The organism is Paenarthrobacter sp. PH39-S1 (assembly GCF_030063245.1).
Lineage (GTDB): Bacteria > Actinomycetota > Actinomycetes > Actinomycetales > Micrococcaceae > Arthrobacter_M.
The window spans coordinates 15,216-38,072 of the sequence record NZ_JASISR010000007.1 but is presented as its reverse complement, the minus strand read 5'-3'; the positions used below and the strand labels follow the sequence as shown (position 1 = coordinate 38,072).

The following is a 22,857-nucleotide window of genomic DNA, read 5'->3' as shown; positions in this document are numbered from 1 at the left end:
ATGACCGTGGATCTCCTCATTACCAATGCCACCATCGTCAATGCGGACAGCACCATAGCGGGCCATATTGCCGTCAGCGGTGGCCGGATTGTTGCCCTGTACGACTCCGCAACGTCCCCGGAGCTCCTGCCGGCGGCCATCCGGACACTGGACGCCGCCGGCCGTACCGTCATCCCCGGCGGAGTGGATTCCCACGCCCACGTGGAACAGGTGACAGGTGCCTATAAATCCCTGGACACCTATGAAACCGCCAGCATCGCCGCGCTCTGGGGAGGCACGACGACGATCATGGACTTCGGTATTCCGGCGGACTTGAGCGAAACTCCGCTTGCGGCCGCGGAAAACAAGATACGGCTGGCCGAAGTTTCCCGCTGCGACGTGGCCCTGCACGGAGCAGTGATCGACTGGGACGAGACCGTCCCCGCGCAGCTGGACCGGCTGGCGGAACTCGGCATCCGCTCCGTCAAGATGTACACCACCAACCGGGGCTCCACCATGGCCAACGGCGACACCATTGTGAAGGTGATGCGCGAAATGGTGCGGCTGGACGGTCTCACCTACATCCACGCCGAGCACGATCCGATCATCGTCGACTGCCTGGCCCAGCACAGCATTGATGAACACGGCGCCTCGGTGCCTGTTCCCGCCGGACGCCTGCACCAGACCCGGCCGGAACTGGCGGAAGCGGCCTCCGTAGCGGAAGTCCTCTCGATGGCCGAATACACCGGGGCGCCCGTCTACTTTGTCCACCAGACCATTCCGGAGGCCGTTGCTCTGGTCCAGGACGCCCGGTCCCGCGGGCTGGAGGCCTACTCCGAGACGTGCCCGCACTACCTCACCTTGGATGAAGAGGTCTACGCGTCCGAATTCCCGGAAAAGTTTGCCTGCTGCCCGCCTATCCGCAGCCGCGAAACGGTGGCGGCCCTGCTGGAGCGGGTCAAAGCCGGGGAAGTGCACACCATTTCCTCGGACCACTCCTGCTATGACCTGGCGCAGAAGCAGTCCCGGAGCGAGGACGTGCGGTTCATGCCGCATGGGCTGCCGGGCATCGAGACCCGGATGCCGGTGGCCTTCACCACCCTGGTCATGGAGCAGGGCATGGCCGTCCAGCAGTTCGTAGAGCTTTTCGCCGCCGGGCCGGCGCGGATCAACAAGCTGGCCGGCAAGGGCATCATCGCGCCCGGCTACGACGCGGACCTGGTCATCTTCGATCCGGACGAGGTGCGAACGGTGGACGGTAAGGCGCTGCACATGGGGACCGATTTTTCCCCCTTTGACGGCATGGAACTGGCTGGCTGGCCCGCCACCGTGGTGATGGGCGGGCGGGTGGTGCTGCACGCCGGAGAATTCACCGATCCAGGACCCACCGGGCGCTTCCTGAATCGCTACGAGACAAGCAAAATGGCCGCTTTGGCCGGAAAGGGTCTCTAATGTCCACACGCCCCGTACGGATCGGCATGATCGTACCGTCCTCCAATACCTGTCTGGAACCGCAGACCTACCGGATCCTGGGCGACCGGACTGACGTAACCGTCCATTCCACCCGGATCGGTGTCACCCGCATCGCCCTGGATTCCGGCTCCGACCAGCAGTTCGACTTGCGGACCATGCTGGACGCGGCCGAGCTGCTCAAAACCGCCGAGGTTGACGTGCTGGCCTGGAACGGCACCGCCGGTTCCTGGCTGGGAGCGGATCATGACCGGGAAATGGTCCGGCAGATCACTGCGGCCACTGGCATACCGGCGACGACCTCCACGCTGGCCTACCTTGATGCCTTCCAGGCTTTCGGGATCTCCCGGATAGGGCTGGTCACCCCCTACACCCAGGACGTCAACGATGCCGTCATCACCAGTTACCGGACGGAAGGCATTTCGATCGTCGGCGAGAGGCACCTGGGCCTGAGCGTCAACGAATCCTTCGCCCGGGTTGATCCGGCCGAGCTGCTCGCACCGTCGAAGGAACTCCTCAGCGACGCCGGCGCCCAGCCCCAGGCACTGATCTACCTGTGCACGAATCTTTACGGCGCACCCATTGTGGCCCAGATGGAACGCGACCACGGTGTTCCGGTCCTGGATTCCGTTGCCGTGACCCTGTGGAAGTGCCTGTCCATGGCCGGGGCAGCCGGCCTGGATCCGCAGTGGGGGCGCCTGCTGTCGTGATCACACCCTCCCGGCGCACGCATCCGCACGCGGCAGCACTCGACATGGCTAACATAAAGAGCAAAGGACACCTCACTACATCGGTACGCCAGGACAGGACAGTTTTGCCATCTCTAAGCGAAGGCACCCTCCGCGAACAGCCGCTACGCGAAACGGTCCGGGACCAGATCCGGCAGCGGATCTACAACGGCCGGTACGCACCCGGCATCCGGCTGATCGAACGCGATCTGGCCGCGGAGTTCGATGTCTCCCGGCTGCCCATCCGGGAAGCACTGCGCATGCTCCGTGAGGAAGGCCTGGTAACCGAACGGCCCACCCGCGGGCTTGTCGTGCGGGAACTGACGCGCGCCGACGTGGAGGAGCTTTTTGACGTCCGTGAGGCTCTGGAAGGGATGAGCTGCCGCCTTGCAGCCCAACGGGCCACGGACGCGGACCTGTCGGCCCTGAAGCAGATCCTGGACCAAGCGAAGGACGCCACCGCGCGCAAGGACATCGGCGCCGCCCGCGAAGCCAACGGCAAATTCCACGACGAGATTCCGCGGCTGGCACACAACGAACTGCTCCGCAACATCCTGGAACCGCTCCACGGTCGCCTGCAATGGCTCTTCCGCCAGACGGACGATCTGGAACTGCTCTGCAGCGAGCACGAGCAGTTGCTGGACGCCATCGCCTCCGGGGACGCGGAATTGGCCGCCAAGGTGGCCGAGCAGCACGTGCGCTCCAGCCGGCACCGGACCCTGCACGCGTTGTTTCAGCGGACGCAGTAGCAGGGTCGTCGATCGGCGTCGGAGCGTTGTAGCCCGGCGGGGCGGTGGGTGCAAATGACTGGGACATGATGGTCTCCTTCGGACGCCGTCTCCATGGAGAATTTTTGTAAATCCGCAATTGTCTGCGCCGCGCGGTACGTTGTCCCCATGGAGAACCAACCGCAGGCGCGGCCGACGGTCCGGGCGGCGCCGACCCGGAAGTGTCCTGTGTGCGGCCATGAAAGCTGGCGTCTGGCGTACGGTGAAATCATGCCGAACGAGCAGGCGCTAATGCCGCCCAACACCGTCTTTGCCGGCTGCTGCCTGGATATGGTGACGCGGACCAATGCGGTTACCGGGGAGCCTGAGATGGGGATAGCCAAGTGGGAGTGCCAGAACCCGGAGTGCCGTCTTCTGTGGTGGTAACGGAACCCAACGTAGGAAGGGACCGTTCATGGCTCGCCAGTTGGTCATTTTGGACGATTACCAGTCCGTTGCCGCCCGGTTCGCACGCTGGCCGGAGCTCGAGGACCTCGGCATAGAGACCACCTTCTTTACCGAGCACCTCGGCGGCGAGGATGCCGTCGTCGAACGCCTCCGCGGTTTCGAGATTGTCGTCGCGATGCGCGAACACACGCCTTTTCCGCGGACCGTGCTGGAGCGCCTGCCCGGCCTGCAGTTGCGGGTCACCACGGGGATGCGGAATGCCGCCATTGACCTGGACGCGGCGCACAAACTGGGCATCGCCGTCACCTGGACCGCCGGTTCTGCCGGCGCCGCGGCCGAACTGAGCAGGGCGGTGCTGATGGCCACGGTCCGCGGCATCCCGGCACAGGACGCGTCGCTCCGTGCCGGCGGCTGGCAGCTGGCGCCGGGCATCGAACTGCACGGGCGCACGCTCGGCATTCTACGGCTGGGCCGGATTGGCCGGGCAATTGCCGGCTACGCGCACGCCTTCGGGATGGACGTGCTGGCCTGGAGTCCGCATATGACGGCGGAGCGGGCGGCCGAGGCCGGGGTGCGGGCGGTGGACCGGCAGGAACTTTTTGGACCCAGGACACCAGATCCACTGCGTGTTGGAGACCGCCGGCCGGGCGTTTGAGGACGGCGGTCTTAGCGCTGACGGTTCGTGTCTTCGAGCAGTGCCTTCAGAGTGAGGAGGTTTGCCTTCATCTCCTTGTTGATGCTCATGGCAATGAGTGGCAGCATGAGCCCGGAAAGGCCGCGACCACTCTCAATCTCCATCCGGCAGGTGAGCTTCGTACCGGATCCTCCAGCCGTGGTTGTGTAGGAAGCGTGGAACTGCACCGGACCGGAAGTGCTTTTGAAGGCGACTATGTCATCAGGACTGTACTGCGTATAGACGTTGGTCGCTGTCGTCTTGCGCCCCATGAGCTTGCGCTCGAAAACGTGCGTTGTTCCCACGCCGATGGGACCCTCCGTCGTTTTCTGTACCCTCAGCAGACCTTTCTGCCATGCAGGGGCGTTGTTCTGGTCTGCTACAAACGCGAACACGTCACCGACGGGCAGATTCAGAACAGTGGATTCCTCTATATGGACCATGCTTGGACTCCAATTCGATGGCCCGCGGTTCCGCGAGGTCCGGGGCGCACATTAACAGCCAAGCCTACCGGTCGCCTCCAGTCGACTCCATCTCCTAGTCCGAGTTGGTGTCTCGAAGCATTTGTGTCTCGAATCGCATGCCATGCAAGACAACTCAAAGCCCTGTTGGGCGACGCCGAGCCATCATAGAACTCCGCCACGAAGCCCTGAACTCCACAGACAGCGTGAAACGGAGGCGACTGTGGCAGTCCTTAGCGTCTCGACGAGCGGTAGCAAAATATTTCCCACTCAAGTAGCATTAGGGGATGAAGCTCAGTATCAGCCTGCCGGATGACGACGTTTCGTTACTTGACGAATACGCCCGGGCACAGGGATTGCCGTCCCGCTCTGCGGCAGTGCAACAGGCCGTCCGTCTCCTGCGGCACGTCGGGTTGGATGCTGCGTACGCCGCAGCCTGGGCGGAATGGGAGACAGCTGGCGAGCAGGCTGTCTGGGACGAAGCCACAGGAGACGGGCTGACGGATGCGGCGAGGTGAGGTCCGGCTGGTCGACCTCAACCCTGTCCGGGGTAGCGAAGCGGACAAGCGGCGTCCGGCGGTCATCGTCAGCAATGATCGCGCCAATTCGACGGCGGAGCGGCTGGGTCGCGGGGTGGTGACGGTTGTCCCCATGACCAGCAACGTCAGCAGGGTATTTCCCTTCCAGGTGTTGCTTCCAGTTGAAGTGACCGGGTTGCGGGTCGATTCCAAGGCGCAGGCGGAGCAGGTCCGGTCGGTGGCAGTAGAGCGGCTGGGACCGGTCCTCTGCCAACTCTCAGCGGCGACCATGCGTGATGTTGACGAGGCGCTTCGCCTGCACTTGCAGCTGTAGCTTTGGGAGTGACGGAACCCGTAATGGGCAAGGGTGAATTGACCGACCAGGTCAGGGGACCAAGATGTCCACGTTCAGACTGGCGCAGTAGTCAACGAGCCAGCTGAAGCCCTGCGGTTCGCCGTAGATCCGGGCGTGGCTAGTAGACGCAACCAGATCGGACGTCAGCACGCGGTCTCTAAAGAGGATATAAGCTCTTTCCGTGTTGCGCCGGTTGCTCATCCACACCATGCCTTCGAAGCCGGCGTCGTGGGCTGCCTCGGCCCAGCGCACGGTCCGGGGGTACTGGCTCGCTTGGGTGGCGGTGACGTACCTGGCTTCAGTGCCCAGCACCCTGAGCCCGTCCCCCATTAGGGCAGCGAGTTTCAGGTCCCGGGTTGGTGCCAAAGCAGCACAGACGCGGCTGCTGACGTCGTCGAAGGTGATCCGTCCCGGTCCGGGCGGCACGTTGTGAAGGATGGTTTCGCAGATTGCTGCCTCTTCGCTTTGCGCTGCGTAAAGGACAGGGACTTTTGGGCGACCAAAGAAAGCAAACCGGGTTGGTCCTCCCCATCCCCGATTGAAGTTGGTGACGGTCGGGACGGGGGACAGGCCGGAGTCGAAAACGCGGTAGAGCTCGCTTCCCGCAGGCACAAGGAACTCCTGCGCGGCAAAGGGCTGCGGGGGGAGGAGTCTCACCATCTGACGCCGAAAGAGTCTTTGGCGGCCTCAACCGCGGACTCGGGATCGCTGTCCAGCCGGTCCACCGGCCGATCGCCGTCGAGGTATCCGTTGGGCGAAACCATCCACATGGCCAGCCCGCCCTCACTCCGGCCTGCTTGGGCGGCGGCGGCAAGGAGCGGCCGCATCACCGGACGAATGGTGTGTTCGTGCGGATCAATCTGGAAACCCGGATACTTCATTCCTCCTGGGCGCTTGACTGCCAGCAGGTTACCGGCTGTGCGCTGATCCGAGGCGTAGCTGCGGTTGGGGGAGCTGGAGCCGACGGCCCGGGACAGTTCTGTGCTGGAGAGAAGGCCGAATTCTTCCCTGATTTCACGCCAGGCGTTTTCGGTGGCCTGCAGGCTTCTGGCCAGTTGCGGAGAAACGGGAGTTTCGATCGCGGCCAGGGCCGGCCCCAAGGCTTGGATGCTCAACTCCATCCGGACCGCCGCTGCAACCACCCTTGAGCTTCGCTGCGCATTGCCCTCGTCGAGCTGCAGGTTATCTGCGTCCGACTCCTTGCTTTTGACGGCAGGCGGCTTCTTTGCCACCTGTGCGTCCGGATTCTGACGGGACATGTTGCACCTCCTCTTACGGTACCTACACTTTAGCCTACCGTCCGTAGTGTCAGCAGGGAAGATCCGATTGACGAGTTGGCACGTCGCTGCTCGGAGAGGCCCTCGGCTTCGTTATCTGATTGCGCAAATTCGTCTGGCTCATGACGACGGCGGCAGCGAGACCGCTGCCGCCGCACTTAGTTACGGTTCATGAACCCGTGGTGTCTGTTCAGGGGAGATTCCGGTCTTGGTAGCGAGCTCACTGATGGTGTCGGCAACTTCCACCGAGATGCCCGGCATCTCGTACTCCTCGCTGCGGAGCATCGGGCGAAGCGCCGGGCGGGCGAGCAATGGGGGCGCGATCTGCTTGTTATCGATGGTTGTGAGGATCCGGTAGCCGCCGACGCGGTACCGCCAGAAATCCTCATTGATCAATTTCTTGCCGAGGAGGCGGGGATTCTCCAGCGGCTGGAGCTTTTCTTCCATGAAGAGCCGGATCCGTCGGGCCGCGACGGGATTGAGTGTCTTGACCTGTTTTGCAGCCTTGGGCGTAAAACGGATGGCGTAGCTCATTAAGGCCAGTCGATGGCGGTTAGCTCCACCGCTTCGTCATTGGAGTGGATGAATTCTTCCAACGCATCCTTGGCGGGAAAGTAGTCCTCGTACTCATCCAAATACTGCGTTAGTGCCTCGGTTGTATAAAACGTCTTCGTGCGTCCTGTGCTCGGAGTGCCTTTGGCCTCATCCTATGGTCTCTACATCCCCCATTTCTTCACCCTGCTCAGGATCAGCCGCAACCCTTGACAACCCGCAACGAAGCAGGTTGACTGTCTGTTACTAAATCGATTTAGTGAACCACGTCACGGCGGCGGCACGCGGGGCAGGTGAGAAACCAGTGGCAGTCACGATCAGCGACGTCGCAAGTGCGGCGGGGGTGAGCAAGGGTGCGGTTTCCCTCGCGCTCAACGGCCATGCAGGCGTGGGGGACCAGACCCGGCAGCGGATTCTCGACACCGCGAAGACGCTGGGCTGGACGCCGAGCCTGCGCGCGAAGAGCCTGAGGTCCGCAAAGGCGTACGCCCTGGGTCTGGTGATTGCCCGTGAGGCCAAGCTGTTGGGCTCGGATCCGTTCTTCCCGGCGTTCATCGCCGGGGTTGAGACGACGCTGGAAAAGCATGAGTACACGTTGGTGCTGACGGTCGCCACCGAGCCGGGCGCCGAGGAGCGCTGTTACCGCAAGCTTGCCGACGGCGGCCGGGTGGACGGGGTGATCCTCACCGACGTGCGCCACGACGATTCGCGCATTGCCTTGCTCCGCAGGCTCGGGCTGCCGGCGGTGACGCTGAGCCGGCCTGCTGTGCCGTCGCCGTTTCCCGCAGTCTGCATGGACGACGCCGCCGGCATTACGGCCGCCGTCGAGCACCTCATTTCGCTCGGCCACACGCGCATCGCGCACGTTGGCGGGGCACAGGTTTACATCCACGGCCGCAGCCGGCGCCGGGCTTGGGAAAGCGCGCTGAGCGCAGCAGGGCTGGCGACGGACCTGTTCGCGGAGGCGGACTTCACGGCACCCGGCGGCGTTGCGGCGACGGCAAGGCTGCTGGCGCGCAAGGACAGGCCCACGGCGATTGTCTACGCCAACGATCTGATGGCCACGGCGGGGCAGTCCTACGCGCAGACACACGGGTTGAATGTGCCGGCTGACCTGTCCATCACCGGATATGACAATGCGCAGTTCGCGCGGTATTTGAATCCGCCGCTGACCACCATTGCTGCAGATCCGCTGGCTTGGGGACGGCAGGCCGCGGCCATGCTGCTGGCCCAGTTGGATGGAACGCACGACGGCGGCGACCTGGTTCTCGGCCCGCCGCGCCTTGTGTTGCGGGGCTCCACCGGAGCGGTGCCGCCGCACGCGGTACCTGCCGTCGCCGGCGGCCGCTACCAGCACATTTCGACAGCAGGGACTTAGCCAGGAATCGACTTAGACACGAATCAATCCATCGTCAGGAGACGCAATGAAACGCACCACAAGCAGTGTCCGGATCCTGTCCATGGCGGCGATCGCCGTCCTGGGCGCAGGGTTGGCAGCCTGCGGCGGCGGGGGAGGAGGCAGCAGTTCGGCCTCCTCGGCCATCACGGCCAAGGGCCCGATCAAGATCTGGTACTCCAACAACGAGTTTGAGGTCAAATGGGGCAAGGAAATGGTGGCCGCCTGGAACCAGGCCCATCCGGATCAGTTGGTCGATGCGCAGGAGATCCCGGCCGGAAAGAGCTCCGAAGAAACCATCGGCGCCGCCATCACAGCGGGCAACGCGCCGTGCCTGGTCTTTAATACCGCACCGGTGGCCGTGCCGCAGTTCCAGAAGCAGGGCGGGCTTGTCGCTCTGGACTCCTTCCCGGACGGCGCTCAGTACATCAAGGACCGCACCGGGGATCTGGCCGACCAATACAAATCGACGGACGGGAAGCTCTACCAGCTGCCGTGGAAGTCCAACCCGGTGGTGCTGTTCTACAACAAGGACCTGTTCGCCAAGGCCGGTCTGGACCCGGCGAACCCCAAGCTGGGCACGGAGTCCGAGCTGCTGGACACGGCACGCACGCTGGTGAAGTCCGGGGCCGCGCAAAAGGCCATCTGGCCCTCGCCGGCGGGGGATTATTTCCAGTCCTGGTTCGATTTCTACCCGTTTTACGCCGCCAACAGCAAGGGAACGCAGCTGATCAAGGACGGCAAGGCCACCTTCGACGACGACCAGGGCAAGCAGGTCGCGTCCATGTTCGCGACGCTGTACAAGGAGAACCTGGCCTCCAAGGAGGTCTACCAGGGCGATTCCTTCGCGGAGGGCAAAGCCGCCATGGCGCTCGCCGGCCCGTGGGCCATCGCGTCCTACAAGGACAAGGTGAACTGGGGGTCCGTGCCGATTCCGGCGACCGAAAAGCAGGACAAGTCCTACACCTTCTCCGACGCGAAGAACATCGGGTTGTACTCCGCCTGCAAGAACCAGGGCACGGCCTGGGAGGTGCTGAAATTCGCCACCAGCAAGGACGAGGACGGCAAGCTGCTCTCCGAGACCGGCCAGATGCCGATGCGCAAGGACCTGCCCGCCGCCTACGCGGACTATTTCACCGCGAACCCCCTGTACAAGGACTTCGCGGACCAGGCCAGCCGGACCGTGGAAGTTCCCAATGTGACGAACTCGGTGCAGATCTGGCAGGCGTTCCGCGATGCCTGGAACAAGTCGGTAATTTTCGCCAACCAAAGCATTGACGACGCGTTCAAGGGCGCGGCGGACAAGATCAACCAACTTGCGGCGCAGAAGTAACGGGTGATCGGCCATGTCACTTCGTTCCGCCGGCGGCGCATCCCGCTGGGACGGCGCGCCGGCAACCGGCCCGGAGGCGGGTGCGCCGCCGTCAGCCGGTCAGCAGCCGGCAGGCAGGAAGCTATTGCGGCGCAAATCCGGCCACCCGGAGATCAAACAGAAGTTCCGGCCACTGGGTAAGCAGCCGCTGGGCCTGCTGTTCAGCGCACCGTATGTGATCTTCATTCTGGGCGTGCTGGCGTATCCGCTGGGTTATGCCGTCTGGATCTCTTTCCATCAGTTCTATTTCACCGCCCCCGGCGTACAGGTGGCCCGGCCGTTCGTGGGCATCGGCAACTACATCACGGTGCTTTCGGACCCCGCGGTGCAGCGGTCCTTTGTGAACATCCTGGTGTTCATGGTGATCAACGTCCCACTGACCGTGGGCCTGTCCCTGATCCTGGCAAATGCGCTGAACCGCATTACCCGGCTCAAGACATTCTTCCGGGTCAGCTACTACGTTCCCTATGTCACGGCCAGCGTCGCCGTGATCGGCGTCTGGCTTTTCCTGTTCCAGCAAAACGGGCTGATCAACTCGCTCCTGGGCCCGCTGGCGCCGAACCCGTCCTGGCTGGTGAATTCCTGGCTGGCGATGCCGACGGTGGCGTTGTACGTGACGTGGAAGCAGCTGGGGTTTTTCATTCTGCTGTACCTGGCCGCACTGCAGAACATTCCGGACGAGCTGTACGAATCGGCGTCCGTGGACGGCGGCAACAAATGGGTGCAGTTCTGGAACATCACGGTGCCCGGGGTCCGCTCCGCCAGCGTCCTGGTGACCCTGCTGGCAACCATTACCGGCGCCAATCTCTTTACCGAGCCATATCTGCTCACCGGCGGCGGAGGGCCCGATGGTGCCTCAAGTTCTCCGGTGTTCCTGATGTACCAGAAGGGCATTCTGCAGGGAAATCCGGACGTGGCGGCGGCGCTGGGCGTGGTGCTCGTCATCGGCGTTTTGCTGATTGCGCTGATCCAGAACCGGCTCGTCGGCGGCAAAAGCGGGGAGGAATAACATGTCGGTCACGTCGAAAAAGGCGTCGGTGGAGAAACGGCGGAATCTGAGCGTGGGCAGTTTCATCCTGCTGGCCCTCGGCGCCTTCGTGTTCCTCTTCCCTTTCTATTACATGCTGATCGGCTCGCTGCAGACCTCCCCGGACACCTCCGTGGGAGGAGCGTTCCCGGAGCCGGGCAACCTGACGGGGGAGAACTACGTCAACATCAACGGCTCCATCAATCTGTTCAAGGGGCTGCTGAATTCCGGCATCTTCACCGGCGGGGTCATCCTGGCCACCTTGGTTTTCGGCCTGCTGGTGGGTTACGCGCTGGCGCAGATGCAGTTCCGCGGCCGCGGGGTGGTGTTCGCCATGATGCTGCTGGTGCAGATGATCCCGTTCCAGCTGCTGCTCATTCCGCTGTACGTGATGATCGTCCGCGACTACGGCCTGGGCGATAACTACCTGGGCATGATCCTGCCGTTCGCGATCAATTCCACCGCGGTGTTCGTGTTCCGGCAGTATTTCATGCAGCTGCCGTCCACGCTGTTCGAGGCGGCACGGATCGACGGCGCCAGCGAACTGCGGATCCTGTGGCAGGTTGCCATCCCGCTGGTCCGCCCGGCCATTGTCACCGCGATCCTGCTGACCTTCATCGGCCCCTGGAACGAGTTCCTCTGGCCGTTCCTGGTCACCAAGGACCAGTCGCTGCAGCCGTTGGCGGTGTCGCTTGCCAACTACATTTCCAACATTGCCGCCACCGCGTCCAACCCGTTTGGCGCCATCTTGGCCGGCGCCTGCGTTCTCGCGGCGCCCGCCGTCGTGCTCTTCATTTTCTTCCAGCGTCAATTCATTTCGACCAATCTCGGATCCAGCGTGAAGGGCTAATGAGCATGAGTTCTTCACCACCGGCGTTTCCGGCCGTCCCCTTCACACTGACCCGCGCCGGCGTCATTATGGTGCCGCAGGAGGGCAACGACTTCGAGGCAGCGGGCGTGCTCAACCCTGCCAGCGGACGGACCCGTGAGGGCGAGCTGTATTTGCTGCCCCGTTTGGTGGCCGCCGGCAACGTGTCCCGCGTCGGGCTGGCCAAAGTGGTCATGAACGACGACGGCGTCCCCGCGTCGGTGGAGCGCGAGGGTATTGTGCTGGCACCGGATGAGGGCTGGGAACGTGGGCTGCAGAACGCCGGCACCGAGGACCCGCGCACCACCTGGGTCCCCGCACTGGACAGGCATCTGATGACCTACGTGGCGTACGGGCCGCTGGGTCCGCGGCTGGCTTTTGCCTGGTCCGAGGACCTGCGCTCCTGGCACCGGCTGGGTCCATGCTTTTTTGAGTACCAGGCGGATCTGTCCATGGATCTGAATCTGTTTCCGAACAAGGATGCCGTCTTTTTTCCGGAGCCGGTGAACGACCCCGACGGCGTCCCCTCCTACGCGATGCTGCACCGGCCGATGTGGGACCTGGGCTGGGTCCGCGACGGCGAGGGGGAACACCTGCCCGCCGGTCTGACCGATAACCGGCCGGGCATTTGGATCTCCTATGTCCCGGTGGCCGAGGTGGAGCGGGATTTCCGCAACCTGGTGCACATGTCTAAGCACCGGCTGGTGGCGTTGAGCGAATTCCCGTTCGAGGAACTGAAGATCGGCGCCGGGCCGGCGCCCATCAGGATTGACGAGGGCTGGCTGCTGATCCACCACGGCGTTTCCGGCGAAATGGAAAAGTCAGACTTCGCCCTCCAGCAGAAGGTCAACTACGCCGCCGCGGCCATGATCCTGGACGCCAATGACCCCTCCAAGGTGGTTGCCCGCAGTGCTGCGCCGCTGCTGGCGCCGGAAACGGCGGATGAAAAGGCGGGGATCGTGCCAAATGTGGTCTTTCCGACAGCCATCGAAGAAGTCGCCGGCCAGCTCTTCGTCTTCTACGGCATGGCGGACTCCAAGATCGGAGTCGCCAGGCTCGACCGCATCTGACCCACGCCCCGCGAACGGCCACGGCTGGCCGGGGCCGCATGGAGACCCACCACCCGCACCTTCTCAGGAGCCAGACATGGTCCGCATCGCCACTATCCCACGAATAATCACCAAACCAGTGGCCATCGTCGCCGCTTTGTCTATGCTGCTGCTCGGAGCGGAAACGGCCGCCGCGGCGCCCCCGGCACCTCAGGTGACGGCCGCGCCTCCGGCACCTGCGCCGCCGTCGTCCGTCCCGTTGACCAACCTGGCCCATCTGAACTTTCTGCTGGACGCCGTCGCGCTGAAACCCGTGAGCGGGCACACCACGTACCAACTGGAACAGCAGCCATCCGCGCAGGCGCCGTGGACATATGCCAACAAGAACGCAGACGGCAGCTACACGCGGCTGGGAGGCGGCACCCTTGACAGTGCCACCGGGTACTGGAGCCAGGGGGCCTTCAATGCCGACGATATTGCCCGAACGGCCGTCGTGTACCTGCGGCACTGGCAGCAGACCGGGGACGCCGCCAGCCGGGAGCACGCTTTCCAGACGCTGCGCTCGCTGACGTACCTGCAGACCACAGCCGGCCCCAACGCCGGCAATGTGGTGCTCTGGCAGCAGGCCGACGGCACGCTGAACCCGAGCGCCAGGCCGGTGGAACTACCCGATCCATCGGATTCGGCCGAGTCATACTGGCTGGCCCGGACGGTATGGGCCCTCGGTGAGGGATACGCGGCGTTCAAATCCGCGGACCCGCAGTTCGCTGCCTTTCTGGCCGACCGGCTGCATCTGGCTCTGGCTTCCCTCAACCGCCAGTCGCTGGCCAAGTACGGGCACTTCGACGTGGCCGACGGCGTGCAGGTCCCCGCGTGGCTGATCACCGGGGGCGCGGATGCTTCCGCGGAAGCGGTGCTCGGTCTCGCCGCGTACGTCACGGCCGCTCCCGGCGACGATGGCGCCACCATCGCGTTGCGCGAGCTGACCGAAGGCATCGCGGGGATGTCCTCCGGCTCCCTTCGGCAGTGGCCGTTCGGCGCCATCCTGCCCTCCATCACCTCCCAGTCCCTCTGGCATGCATGGGGCGGCATGGCCCCGGCCGCCGTCGCGACGGCCTCTTCCGTCCTCCACCGGCCGGACCTGCTGGCCGCCGCGATCAAGGACTCCGCTGGGTTCACCCCGCAGCTGCTCGCCGCGGGCGGCCCGGACAACGCCTGGAGCCCGACGCCGGGCGAGGCGCAGATTGCCTACGGCGTGGATTCGCGCGTTGAGTCCCTGGTGGCGACGGCGAAGGCGGCCAATGCGCCCGGGCTGCTGGACGTGGCGGCGGTTGCCGCGGCCTGGTTCTTCGGGGCCAACCCCAATGGTGCCCCCGCCTACAACCGGGCCACCGGCACCGCCATCGACGGGATCGAAACCGACGGCCGGATCAACCCCAACTCCGGCGCCGAATCCACCATCCATACGCTGCTGAGCATGCTCACCCTTGACGCGAACCCGTCGCTCAAGGCCAAGGCCCTCGCCATCAACAAGACGGTCGGCACCCATGGCCTCAGCGTCGTGGAGGCCGAATCCGGCAGCATTACCGGGGGAACCGTGGTGAAACCGGCCTCCACCTGGACCGGGGAAGCAAATATATCCGGTGGAGCATATGTTTCCCTGACCGCCGGGGGGTCCGTGACCATCCCGGTTCCCGCCGACAACCAGGCCCGCAACGTCTACCCGATCGTCAACCGCAGCATCGCCCCGGCCGGAGATACCTCGTGGACGTCCGGGCGGACCGTGCTGGGCACAACCCCCAACGGCGGCGCGGGAGCGCAGGGAGTGACCGGGGCGCCGGGGATCCTCTACCCGTTCGCGCTGGGTTCCGCGCTGCCGGCCGGAAACACGGCCGCCGTCGTCGGGCATTCCAGCGGGACCGCAGCCATCGATGCGCTGCTCCTCCAGCCCGAAATCTCCACTGTTTCCGTGAGCGGGCCCGGTGGGGACTCGAGCCTGTATGTCAGTGCAACGGCGCGGACAGTCGTCCAGCGCGTTGACCTGCCGAAGGGGTTCAAGCTGCAGCAGCAAGCGTTTGACTCCTCCGGCCGCCCTGTCCCAGCCGGGCCGAATGGCAACGGGAGCGATCACTCCGGACGGGTCGCGGTGGTCCCCGGCGGATTTACCTGGGTGACCCTGGTACGGAAGTAGCGCTGGCGCCTGCCGGAAAGTTCGCGGCAGGTTGGGGACGTTCAGAGACTCCTGTAGGCCTCTCTTCGTTGGGCTACGTCCACAACGAGGACGAGGATCTGTTGGTCATCGATGGTGGCAAGGATCCGGTAGTCGCCGACGCGGTACCGCCAGAAATCCTCACTGACCAATTTCTTCCGTCTACAACGGGTGCGGCATCGTCGGTGTTCTACGGTTCCCTAATGGTCTACCAGCAGTATACTTTCAGCATGGGAGACACCACCACGGTCAAGGTCCAGACCAGCACCCGCGATCTGCTCCTGGAGATCGGAGCTTCCCGACGCCAGAGCGCCGACCAAGTGATTCTGGCCGCTCTGACAGCGATGCGGCGTGACGAACGCCGCCACGTCGCGGCCGCCGAAGCCCGTGCCATCAAGGACGACGCGGCGGACCTTGCCGAAATTCGGGCGATCCAGCAGGATATGGCCGCGTTGCATGAGGGGTGAGGTCTACCGTCTGCCGGCGCGCGGCAAGGGCCACGAACAGAAGGGCCGGCGCCACGTCGTCGTGCTGCAGCCGGACTGGCTCACGCTCAGCACCTGGATCGTCGCCTTCACCAGCACCAGCGCAAGGGCGACCAGCTTTCGGCCGCTGGTGTCTATCGCCGGACGGCAGACGCTGGTCATGTGCGACCAGCTTGCCGCGGTAGACCTCAACCGCCTCCGTGAGAGGGCCGGTTTCCTGACCCTTGAGGAGATGCAGCGGGTCGACGAGGCCCTCGCACTGGTCCTCGACCTGTAGCCGGACCTCTGCCCCGAACCTAAGGCGGCTGTTGCACTGGACGCCGGTGTCCGACCAGCGTTACCGCAGAGGCGAGCACGGCGGATCTTGTCGAGCACCGACTTCAGTGCCTCTGCAGCAGCCTCGTGCGCGTTGAGCTCCTTGGCCCCCTGGCGGGCGGCCGCGCGCTCTTCGGCCGTGGATTCCGGGCCGGACTTTTTGGTTGGCGCCCTGCGTTCAGACCTTTCCTTGCTGCAGAATCCGGATGGCGTTGCCGAAGGGGTCTCGAACGCCCATGTCAGTACCGTAAAAGTGCTCGGTGGGCTCCTGGGTGAAATCGGTGACACCCCGCTCACGGAGCGTGTCGTACATCGCGCGCGCGTTGTCAGTGATGAGACGAGTCCGCCGCCCAGAGCACCCTTGGTGATCAACTCGCGGATTCGGTCTGCCGTCTCTTCGTCGTGTAGCGGCGGACCGGGCTGCTCAAGTGAGATTTCGGTGGCACCACCGCCAGGTACGCGAACGGTTAGCCAGCGATAATCGCCCTGCTGCACGTCATTGCCCTTCTCAAGACCCAGCTTGTTGACGTAGAAGTCCAGTGCCTCATCCTTGTCCAGTACGTAGATGGAAGCGACGTTCAGTGCGGTTATCATCGTGTTCTCAGGCTCCGTTCTGGTGATATGCCCCGATCTTATATCGCCGTCACTTGGGGTGGCTTATCCAAACGTGCTCCCCTGTGCTGGGCGGCCAGCGCTACTCCGAGGTCGCATGGCAGCAAGCTGGACACAATGGGGCGCCACGATCGGGCCGTGCCCTTCCCGATACGCGCTCGGCGTCTGCCCGACGATCTCCCGGAAGGTTCGGCTAAATGTCCCGAGGCTGCTGAAACCCACGTCACAGCAGATGTCGGTCACGGTGCGCTCACTCTCGCGCAGCAGAAACATCGACCGCTCGACACGGCGCCGCTGCAAGTAGCGATGGGGTGACTCACCGAAGATCACGATCAGCGCCATCCTCACCCAGCTATGCGATCTAGGAGGCACGCTCTAGTTGCTGATCACGTCAAGAACCTGAGCGCGTTCACCGACCAGCTCCAGGCCACCGGGATCGGGTTCCGTTCCCTTACCGACCAGATTGACACCATGACCCTGGCCGGCCGGTTTTTCTTCCACGTCATGGCCTCCCTCCCTCAGATGGAACGGGAGCTCACCGTTGAACGCACCCGCGCTGGAGTCTAGTCCTCCCGTAAGAACGGGCGCCCTCCCGGCCGCAAAACGCCTCATGATTGACGGAAAGATCACCGCGGCGAAACAGCTCCTCGCCAGGGCACCTCTGCCGCCGACGTCGCCCACAACGTCGGGGTCTCCATCCCGACGCTCTACGGGTGGATCCTCGCCGCCGACCGCTGAGCGGAAAATGGAGCTCCGACCACGCTAACCGGACCGCAAATATCGGCTTAGCGTAGTTCAAGTTCCGTTTTCTCAAACGCCGCTGGGTGACTCGTCAGGTTGTGCTGGGACGGGGTAATTTCCTCGGCCACACCAGTCTGCAACGCCGTCATCGGCTGAGGGCCGTCTCTTCGTTGACTCGGCTGAGCTTGTCGGGGTTGGCGATCGAGTAGACCCGTGTAATCTGCCCGTTCTCGACGGTGAGGCTCGTAATGGCCACAAGCTGCCCGTTCAACTCGACTCGGATGCCGGGCCGACCGTTTACCCATACTGCGGAAGCCACGGGTTCGCCCTCCACCTTCGAGATGCTACCGACGAGGTAGCGCGCGAGCCGATCAGCACCGATGACTGGGCGACGAGCGGCCCCCCGTACCTTGCCACCGCCGTCGGCGACCGACACGACGTCGGGCGCGAGCACGTCCATGAGGCCCTGAAGATTGCCCGTGTTAAGCGCGACCACGAACCGGTCGACGACGTCCTTGTGTTCGGAGTCGACGACACGTATTCTTGGGCGTCGCGCCGAGACGTGGTCCTTCGCGCGGTGCTCGATCTGCCGCACGGCCGCCGGGGTCTTCCCGACGGCATCCGCGATTTCTTCGTAGGGCACGTCGAACACCTCGCGCAGTACGAAGACGGCGCGCTCGGTCGGCGCGAGCGTCTCAAGCACGGTAAGCATCGCGATTGAGACGCTCTCCGCGAGCTCGACGTCCTCCGCGACGTCAGGACTGGTCAAGAGCGGTTCGGGGAGCCACTCCTCGCGACGCCGCGACACGGTGCGGAGGTGGTTGAGTGCCTGGCGTGTCACGATGCGCACGAGGTAAGCCCGCGGCTCACGGATCCAGACCGGGTCGACCGACGCCCACCGGAGCCAGGACTCTTGCAGCACATCCTCGGCGTCAGCGGCCGAGCCGAGGAGTTCGTATGCAACGGTGAACAGGAGGCTCCGGTGGACGACGAACTGATCGTCATCGGCGTGCCCGGCGCGGCTCATGCCCATAGCCTACGCGGCGGCCGAGTCGGCCGACGGCACGGTCAACGGAGGCAGGCCACACGCCGCGGCGAACTCCTCGGAGTGAATGCCGAGCGCGACGTTCATACGCGCCGTCATGTTCATGAAGGACACGCGCGCCGCGAGCTCGACAAGCGCCGCGGGCCCGAGTTCACCGAGGAGCACCGCCGACAGCTCGTCAGTAACTGCCGGCGGCGTTTGGCTCGCCGCCTCCGCGTACTCCATGACCTGGCGCTCGAGCGTCGTGAAAACGGTTGGCTCCCGCCAGCGGGGCACCTCGCGGACCTTTGTCTCGTCAAGTCCGTGATTGTGCGCCATGAAGTAATTGAAGTCCAGGCAGAAGCTGCAGCCGATCGTGGCAGCCGATGCCATAGCCGCGTACGATGCGAGGTCCGGTTTGAGCTCGCGCCAGCCCTCGACCTTGCGTCCAATTCCCATGGCGTCCTTCATTACGGCCTGGTTGTGCCACAACACGCCCACCGAATCTGGTACGTGGCCCATCATCTTGCGGGCTGCGAACTTCACGATCGCTCCGTACACGCCGGTGATCTTAGTCGCGGGGATGCGTGTCTCGTTGGTCATATCTGCTCTTGCTCCAATGTCGTCGATGGATCGGGTCTTTCAACATGAAGACACCGACCAACGCTCGCGTGTGACATCCGCTCCGGAGATGGCGCCGAAACGCCAAAGAGTTCCACAGCGGACCGCGAGCCAGCTCACCGCGGGCTCAACCAGTCCCACAGCGCGTTCCGCTGCGGAACGCTACCCATGCCAAGTCTCAAAACCACCATTTTGGGTTCAGCGGTTCCGTCCGCCGACCGGCTTACGGGACTGTGGCACGCTCTACATCGGGTCACCTGTCAGCCCACGAAAGATCGAGAACAAAACCCGCCCAGGCTATAAAAGTCCGATAGAGGAGCTTCCTTTAGCCCCCGGGCGTCGCGACCGACAAGTGCGATCGCGATAAGTGTGTCATCGGCAGCTTTTTCCTTTGCCCATTGTGAACTTCGCTGAAAGTGGCATCGGAAACGTCAACTGTAGTGATTGCGCGGTCAATTCCCTTGGCGAAGTAGACCCGAAAAATGGAGTCATGCTGCTCCCGGGTACTATCTCGCTCGTCTACTTCCTCAACATGATAGGTAAAGCGATGGCGCTGGCACATAGCTCACATCGTTCCGAAGAGCTAGGACTCTCAGGGCGAGGAGGTGCTTCGGTTAGCGTTCCCCTTACGGACAGGGAATCACGGTGCAGTCACCTTCTGAAAATGATGACAGGCAAATCACCAACGGCACCCTGTTCGCAGGCCGCCGACCCCTTAGCGTGAACAAGCCACCCCGAGCCGGTTGACGAATCCCTGCCCTTCAATAATACTTAGGGATGTGCCTAAGTATTACGACGAGCTCGACGCCGTGCTCCGCGCTCTCGCGGATCCGACGCGCCGGGCCGTCGTGGAACGGTTGGCGAAGTCCCCAGCCGTCGTGTCCGAACTCGCGGCACCGTTCTCGATGGCGTTGCCGTCGCTCATGCAGCACCTGTCCGTCCTCGAGAACGCGGGACTGGTCACGTCGCAGAAGCACGGACGCGTCCGCACCGTGAGCCTGCGACCGGGCGCCCTCGACGTCCTGCACCTGTGGCTCGGCGAGCAAAGAACCCCCGCAGAACGCCAAGCCGACCGGCTCGGCATCCACCTGACCCGCACCACACCAAAGGAAATCTGACATGACCCGCGTGCGCATCGACCTGTTCACCTCGCTGGACGGCTACACCTCAACGACCGACCACTCCCCCGAAAATCCGATGGGTGAGGACTGGGGACGCCTCACGGCGGCCCATCTCGCGACCCGCACGTTCCACGAGCGCGTCTTCGGCGACACCAGCGGCACCGGCACGACCGGCATCGACGACTCCTACGCAGCAGCGAGCTTCGAAGGCGTCGGCGCCGAGATCATGGGCGCGACAATGTTCGGCCTGCACTCATTTCCCGACGATCCGGACTGGAAGGGCTGGTGGGGTGACCAGCCGCCGTTCGGCACCCCGGTCTACGTCCTCACCCACACCGCACCGCGTCCGTCGATCCCGATGCAGGGCGGAACGACGTTCCACTTCCGCAGCGCCGCAATCGAGGACGTGCTCGCCGAGGCGACCCAGGCCGCGGGTGGCCTGGACGTGCGGGTCGGCGGTGGGACCAGCACCGCGCGCGACTTCCTGCGCGCCGGCCTGGTCGACGAGTTGCACCTCATGGTCGCCCCGATCCTCCTCGGCCGGGGCAATCGACTGTGGGACGACCTGCCCGGCCTCGAACTCACCCACCAGGTGACGACGGAAGTGGCCGAGAGCGGCACGATCCACGTCACCTTTACCCGATAGGACCAACACATGACGATCGAACGCCGACTCGCCCGCGCCGGGTTCACCCTGACCCGCGATTACCCCGTTCCCCTCGAGCGCGTCTGGGCCGCATTCGCCGAAGAGGACCAGAAGCTGCGCTGGTACGGCGCCGGCGACACCATTGAGCCCGGCGAGTGGGCGTTCGACTTCCGCGTCGGCGGACGCGACGTCGACGAGGGGACGTTTCACGGCGGTCCGGTCACGCGGTACGAGGCCACGTACACCGACATCGTCGCGCACGTCCGCATCGTCACGACCTATGACATGTGGCTCGACGGGGTCCACATGTCGACGTCGGTGGCGTCGTTCGAGTTCGAGCCGATCGACGAGGGCACCCGGTTCACGCACGTCGAGCACGGCGTCTTCTTCGACCAGTTCTGGGCCGACGGGCCGAACCGCGAGGAAGGCAGCCGGGGCCTGCTCGAGGCTCTGGGCAACTACCTCACGTGACGCACCTCCCGCGATCGGGCGGTGGCTTGTGTCAAGCCAACGGCTGCCAGCTCATCGAAGTGCATCCTGGCTACGTCCTCGATGAAGTTCTTGCCGAGATCCGAAAGCGATCGCGCTCTGACCCTGGACGCTGAATGTGGTTGATCTCTACAGCCTGGGGGAATGCCTCCCTCGCGTTGGATCCCACGCAGCCACCCCATGGCGACGGCACTCATTCAGGGCGGCAGCGGCCAGGCACACGCCGTGGAAGGGCCCATCGCCGCGACGGCGTCGGGCAGCTCTACGCTGGTGGCGGTCTTGAACCCGACGAGGGCGTCCATCGCGACGACCGCCAGATCGCGGTGCCAGGGTTCGGGGCGGCCGCGAGCCACTGCTTGAACGCCTGCTTGGAACGTCACGCTGTCGTGCGGTGCCCCTTCGCGTCCGCACCGACGAAATTAGCCCGCCGAGTCGTCGGGATCGACGACTCGGCGGGCGAGGACAGCGCAATCTGGCTCGAGTCGTTGCACGATGACTTCAAGTACGAGCTCGTCCAGGCGCGTGAATGTGGTCAGGTCAGGCAGGCGAAGGTAGCGTCAGGCACGTCGCGCCCATCGGCCCTCCGAGGCACGAGCAGGTGTCCTCACGCCTACCGAGTCGACTGGGTTCGTAGGCGTCAGCACCAGAATTCGGTGAGCTGCTCGGCGAGGGCTCTGCCTTGGTTGTAACCGGCTCGAGCAGCGTGCGGACGCAACGACAGATCCATCGCATTGGCGCCGAACATGTTCTCGGAGTTGCTGTCCGGGAAGATTGTTTCGACTCTGCTGCCGCGTGCGCGTAGTTCGTCGATCTGTGTTGCGAGCTGCATGCCCCAGTCCAGCGGATGCCGTGTTCTACCGCCGAATGGTGAGAGCACCAGCACCCGTGCGTATCCGGCTGCCAGATCGGCATTCTCGTTTCTTCGGTAGCCGCCGTTGATGTACCGCCTGTCGCCGATGCTGTAGGGAGAGCCGTTGGAAGTACTGGCGGCCACGGCGTCCACCAAATCGACTCCGCTGTGGCGGTCAAACACGACCGGCTCGCCGGTATCGGCGTCGACCGCCACGATGAGCATCGGCCGTTGTGGCCAATGCTGACTGGGCAGCCGAGCGGCAACGGTAGCGCGCCACTTCTTTTGCGCAGAACTGTGCGCCGCCGGGTCCGTCTCGAGCGCCGCCGCGCCCATTCGGCGGCGCATGTCGGCCGGATTCTCAGCGGCCGCGATGATGGCGCTCGTCTTCTCCATCATGTTCGCCGCCTCCATAATTCGCGCTCGTCCACCGTCGGATCCTGCCGGGGCGGTCCGCGGTGGGGTCTCAGCGGCAAGGATGGCGGCAAGAAGTTCGGCGGGTTGGGTCGCGCTGGTTATCTGGGCCGCGGCGGTAGATCCGGCTGACGTCCCGATGGTCAGGTCGGGCTGGGTCACATCCAACCCGGCTTCGAAGAGGCCGGCGATGACGCCGATCTCCCAAGCGTTGCCTGCCGATCCGGCACCGGCGAGGACCAACGCTCGCTCACCCGCGGCGGGCACTCGCCTTGCGGCGTCGACCTGCTGGTCGGGCCTCGACCGGTCGCCATGTCCTGGCGCCTCGTGCTCGGTGATGCCGTCGGAGGTCCTCGTCGAGGTGAGGTGCAGAGTTGAAGAAGGTGTTGTGTTCATGGGAGTCGCCTTTCGCGAATTGCCTGTAGGGCGC

At 64.3% G+C, this 22,857-nt stretch carries 28 protein-coding genes and 2 pseudogenes; 18 read left to right on the top strand and 12 right to left on the bottom strand.

The features are described 5' to 3' along the window. From QMG52_RS06260 to QMG52_RS06245, 4 genes are all read left to right on the top strand, one after another. Nucleotides 1–1,431: a dihydroorotase gene (locus QMG52_RS06260; protein WP_283559570.1), complete on the top strand. Its 1,431-nt coding sequence runs from the start codon at nucleotides 1–3 to the stop codon at nucleotides 1,429–1,431. Beyond that, complete coding sequence (locus QMG52_RS06255; RefSeq protein WP_283559569.1) at nucleotides 1,431–2,159, top strand: maleate cis-trans isomerase family protein; 729 nt, start codon at nucleotides 1,431–1,433, stop codon at nucleotides 2,157–2,159. The genes QMG52_RS06260 and QMG52_RS06255 overlap by 1 nt, the downstream gene beginning before the upstream one ends. Before the next feature lie 104 nt (nucleotides 2,160–2,263). Further along, nucleotides 2,264–2,926 carry a GntR family transcriptional regulator gene (locus QMG52_RS06250; RefSeq protein WP_283559568.1) on the top strand — a complete coding sequence of 221 codons (663 nt, stop codon included), beginning with the start codon at nucleotides 2,264–2,266 and terminating at the stop codon, nucleotides 2,924–2,926. A 433-nt stretch (nucleotides 2,927–3,359) separates the two neighbouring features. Next, nucleotides 3,360–4,007, top strand: coding sequence for an NAD(P)-dependent oxidoreductase (locus QMG52_RS06245; protein WP_283559567.1), 648 nt, complete (start codon nucleotides 3,360–3,362; stop codon nucleotides 4,005–4,007). A gap of 11 nt (nucleotides 4,008–4,018) precedes the next feature. Here the strand turns inward: QMG52_RS06245 and QMG52_RS06240 are convergent, their stop codons facing one another. Further along, nucleotides 4,019–4,468, bottom strand: coding sequence for an SRPBCC family protein (locus QMG52_RS06240; RefSeq protein ID WP_283559566.1), 450 nt, complete (start codon nucleotides 4,466–4,468; stop codon nucleotides 4,019–4,021). 305 nt (nucleotides 4,469–4,773) lie between these two features. Here QMG52_RS06240 and QMG52_RS06235 point away from each other — a divergent pair, with 305 nt between their 5' ends. Together QMG52_RS06235 and QMG52_RS06230 are read left to right on the top strand one after the other, a co-directional pair. Then, nucleotides 4,774–5,004, top strand: a complete 231-nt coding sequence (locus QMG52_RS06235; protein ID WP_283559565.1) for a ribbon-helix-helix domain-containing protein — start codon at nucleotides 4,774–4,776, stop codon at nucleotides 5,002–5,004. Continuing rightward, on the top strand, nucleotides 4,991–5,338 hold the full coding sequence (locus tag QMG52_RS06230; protein WP_283559564.1) for a type II toxin-antitoxin system PemK/MazF family toxin: 348 nt from the start codon (nucleotides 4,991–4,993) through the stop codon (nucleotides 5,336–5,338). The genes QMG52_RS06235 and QMG52_RS06230 overlap by 14 nt, the downstream gene beginning before the upstream one ends. 51 nt (nucleotides 5,339–5,389) lie before the next feature. On the opposite strand, the gene QMG52_RS06225 is transcribed toward QMG52_RS06230, so the two are convergent. The 3 genes from QMG52_RS06225 to QMG52_RS06215 form a co-directional block, all read right to left on the bottom strand. After that, the gene (locus QMG52_RS06225; RefSeq protein WP_283559563.1) at nucleotides 5,390–5,971 is read right to left on the bottom strand and encodes an RES family NAD+ phosphorylase; all 582 of its coding nucleotides are present in this window, start codon (nucleotides 5,969–5,971) and stop codon (nucleotides 5,390–5,392) included. A gap of 41 nt (nucleotides 5,972–6,012) precedes the next feature. Continuing rightward, nucleotides 6,013–6,618, bottom strand: coding sequence for a hypothetical protein (locus QMG52_RS06220; RefSeq protein WP_283559562.1), 606 nt, complete (start codon nucleotides 6,616–6,618; stop codon nucleotides 6,013–6,015). Nucleotides 6,619–6,798: 180 nt separating this feature from the next. Then, entirely contained in the window at nucleotides 6,799–7,170 is a 372-nt protein-coding gene (locus tag QMG52_RS06215; protein ID WP_283559561.1) for a type II toxin-antitoxin system RelE family toxin, read from the bottom strand. A gap of 322 nt (nucleotides 7,171–7,492) precedes the next feature. Here QMG52_RS06215 and QMG52_RS06210 point away from each other — a divergent pair, with 322 nt between their 5' ends. From QMG52_RS06210 to QMG52_RS06185, 6 genes are all read left to right on the top strand, one after another. After that, on the top strand, nucleotides 7,493–8,566 hold the full coding sequence (locus QMG52_RS06210) for a LacI family DNA-binding transcriptional regulator (RefSeq protein ID WP_283559560.1): 1,074 nt from the start codon (nucleotides 7,493–7,495) through the stop codon (nucleotides 8,564–8,566). Between the two features lie 46 nt (nucleotides 8,567–8,612). Further along, complete coding sequence (locus QMG52_RS06205; protein ID WP_283559559.1) at nucleotides 8,613–9,917, top strand: ABC transporter substrate-binding protein; 1,305 nt, start codon at nucleotides 8,613–8,615, stop codon at nucleotides 9,915–9,917. Between the two features lie 13 nt (nucleotides 9,918–9,930). Next, nucleotides 9,931–10,965, top strand: a complete 1,035-nt coding sequence (locus tag QMG52_RS06200; RefSeq protein ID WP_283559558.1) for a carbohydrate ABC transporter permease — start codon at nucleotides 9,931–9,933, stop codon at nucleotides 10,963–10,965. Between the two features lies 1 nt (nucleotide 10,966). Continuing rightward, on the top strand, nucleotides 10,967–11,833 hold the full coding sequence (locus QMG52_RS06195; protein ID WP_283559557.1) for a carbohydrate ABC transporter permease: 867 nt from the start codon (nucleotides 10,967–10,969) through the stop codon (nucleotides 11,831–11,833). Nucleotides 11,834–11,838: 5 nt separating this feature from the next. Beyond that, nucleotides 11,839–12,921: a glycoside hydrolase family 130 protein gene (locus tag QMG52_RS06190; RefSeq protein ID WP_283559556.1), complete on the top strand. Its 1,083-nt coding sequence runs from the start codon at nucleotides 11,839–11,841 to the stop codon at nucleotides 12,919–12,921. A gap of 76 nt (nucleotides 12,922–12,997) precedes the next feature. Then, nucleotides 12,998–15,091, top strand: a complete 2,094-nt coding sequence (locus QMG52_RS06185) for a carbohydrate-binding protein (protein ID WP_283559555.1) — start codon at nucleotides 12,998–13,000, stop codon at nucleotides 15,089–15,091. A 41-nt stretch (nucleotides 15,092–15,132) separates the two neighbouring features. Here QMG52_RS06185 and QMG52_RS06180 read toward each other — a convergent pair whose 3' ends face one another. Then, nucleotides 15,133–15,261 carry a type II toxin-antitoxin system RelE family toxin gene (locus tag QMG52_RS06180; protein ID WP_283559554.1) on the bottom strand — a complete coding sequence of 43 codons (129 nt, stop codon included), beginning with the start codon at nucleotides 15,259–15,261 and terminating at the stop codon, nucleotides 15,133–15,135. Between the two features lie 51 nt (nucleotides 15,262–15,312). Between QMG52_RS06180 and QMG52_RS06175 the strand changes: the two genes are divergently transcribed. Then, the gene (locus tag QMG52_RS06175; RefSeq protein WP_283559553.1) at nucleotides 15,313–15,576 is read left to right on the top strand and encodes a hypothetical protein; all 264 of its coding nucleotides are present in this window, start codon (nucleotides 15,313–15,315) and stop codon (nucleotides 15,574–15,576) included. Further along, on the top strand, nucleotides 15,566–15,871 hold the full coding sequence (locus tag QMG52_RS06170; protein WP_283559552.1) for a type II toxin-antitoxin system PemK/MazF family toxin: 306 nt from the start codon (nucleotides 15,566–15,568) through the stop codon (nucleotides 15,869–15,871). The genes QMG52_RS06175 and QMG52_RS06170 overlap by 11 nt, the downstream gene beginning before the upstream one ends. 216 nt (nucleotides 15,872–16,087) lie before the next feature. Here the strand turns inward: QMG52_RS06170 and QMG52_RS06165 are convergent, their stop codons facing one another. From QMG52_RS06165 to QMG52_RS06160, 3 genes and pseudogenes are all read right to left on the bottom strand, one after another. Beyond that, nucleotides 16,088–16,222, bottom strand: coding sequence for a VOC family protein (locus tag QMG52_RS06165; RefSeq protein ID WP_283559551.1), 135 nt, complete (start codon nucleotides 16,220–16,222; stop codon nucleotides 16,088–16,090). Nucleotides 16,223–16,362: 140 nt separating this feature from the next. Beyond that, nucleotides 16,363–16,503 (bottom strand): annotated as a pseudogene (locus tag QMG52_RS21900) (VOC family protein); the annotation flags it as partial. 63 nt (nucleotides 16,504–16,566) lie between these two features. Further along, on the bottom strand, nucleotides 16,567–16,794 hold the full coding sequence (locus tag QMG52_RS06160; protein WP_502920459.1) for a helix-turn-helix domain-containing protein: 228 nt from the start codon (nucleotides 16,792–16,794) through the stop codon (nucleotides 16,567–16,569). A gap of 81 nt (nucleotides 16,795–16,875) precedes the next feature. On the opposite strand from QMG52_RS06160, the gene QMG52_RS21895 reads away from it, so the two are divergent. Further along, a complete protein-coding gene (locus QMG52_RS21895; RefSeq protein ID WP_349361663.1) occupies nucleotides 16,876–17,088 on the top strand; it encodes a recombinase family protein in 213 nt (70 codons plus the stop codon). Nucleotides 17,089–17,407: 319 nt separating this feature from the next. Here QMG52_RS21895 and QMG52_RS06150 read toward each other — a convergent pair whose 3' ends face one another. Further along, nucleotides 17,408–18,295: an RNA polymerase sigma-70 factor gene (locus QMG52_RS06150; RefSeq protein WP_502920458.1), complete on the bottom strand. Its 888-nt coding sequence runs from the start codon at nucleotides 18,293–18,295 to the stop codon at nucleotides 17,408–17,410. Nucleotides 18,296–18,298: 3 nt separating this feature from the next. Next, nucleotides 18,299–18,889 (bottom strand): carboxymuconolactone decarboxylase family protein, encoded by a 591-nt coding sequence (locus tag QMG52_RS06145; protein WP_283559547.1) that lies wholly within the window; start codon nucleotides 18,887–18,889, stop codon nucleotides 18,299–18,301. 797 nt (nucleotides 18,890–19,686) lie between these two features. On the opposite strand from QMG52_RS06145, the gene QMG52_RS06140 reads away from it, so the two are divergent. Genes QMG52_RS06140 through QMG52_RS06130 form a run of 3 tightly spaced genes read left to right on the top strand, consistent with a single transcriptional unit; the run spans nucleotide 19,687 to nucleotide 21,145 of the window. Continuing rightward, nucleotides 19,687–20,025 carry an ArsR/SmtB family transcription factor gene (locus QMG52_RS06140; protein ID WP_283559546.1) on the top strand — a complete coding sequence of 113 codons (339 nt, stop codon included), beginning with the start codon at nucleotides 19,687–19,689 and terminating at the stop codon, nucleotides 20,023–20,025. 1 nt (nucleotide 20,026) lies between these two features. Continuing rightward, complete coding sequence (locus tag QMG52_RS06135; RefSeq protein ID WP_283559545.1) at nucleotides 20,027–20,674, top strand: dihydrofolate reductase family protein; 648 nt, start codon at nucleotides 20,027–20,029, stop codon at nucleotides 20,672–20,674. 9 nt (nucleotides 20,675–20,683) lie between these two features. Continuing rightward, complete coding sequence (locus QMG52_RS06130) at nucleotides 20,684–21,145, top strand: SRPBCC domain-containing protein (protein WP_283559544.1); 462 nt, start codon at nucleotides 20,684–20,686, stop codon at nucleotides 21,143–21,145. A gap of 201 nt (nucleotides 21,146–21,346) precedes the next feature. Here the strand turns inward: QMG52_RS06130 and QMG52_RS06125 are convergent. Together QMG52_RS06125 and QMG52_RS06115 are read right to left on the bottom strand one after the other, a co-directional pair. Then, nucleotides 21,347–21,539 (bottom strand): annotated as a pseudogene (locus QMG52_RS06125) (transposase); the annotation flags it as partial. 261 nt (nucleotides 21,540–21,800) lie between these two features. Further along, a complete protein-coding gene (locus tag QMG52_RS06115) occupies nucleotides 21,801–22,823 on the bottom strand; it encodes a patatin-like phospholipase family protein (protein ID WP_283559543.1) in 1,023 nt (340 codons plus the stop codon). Nucleotides 22,824–22,857: the final 34 nt, after the last annotated feature.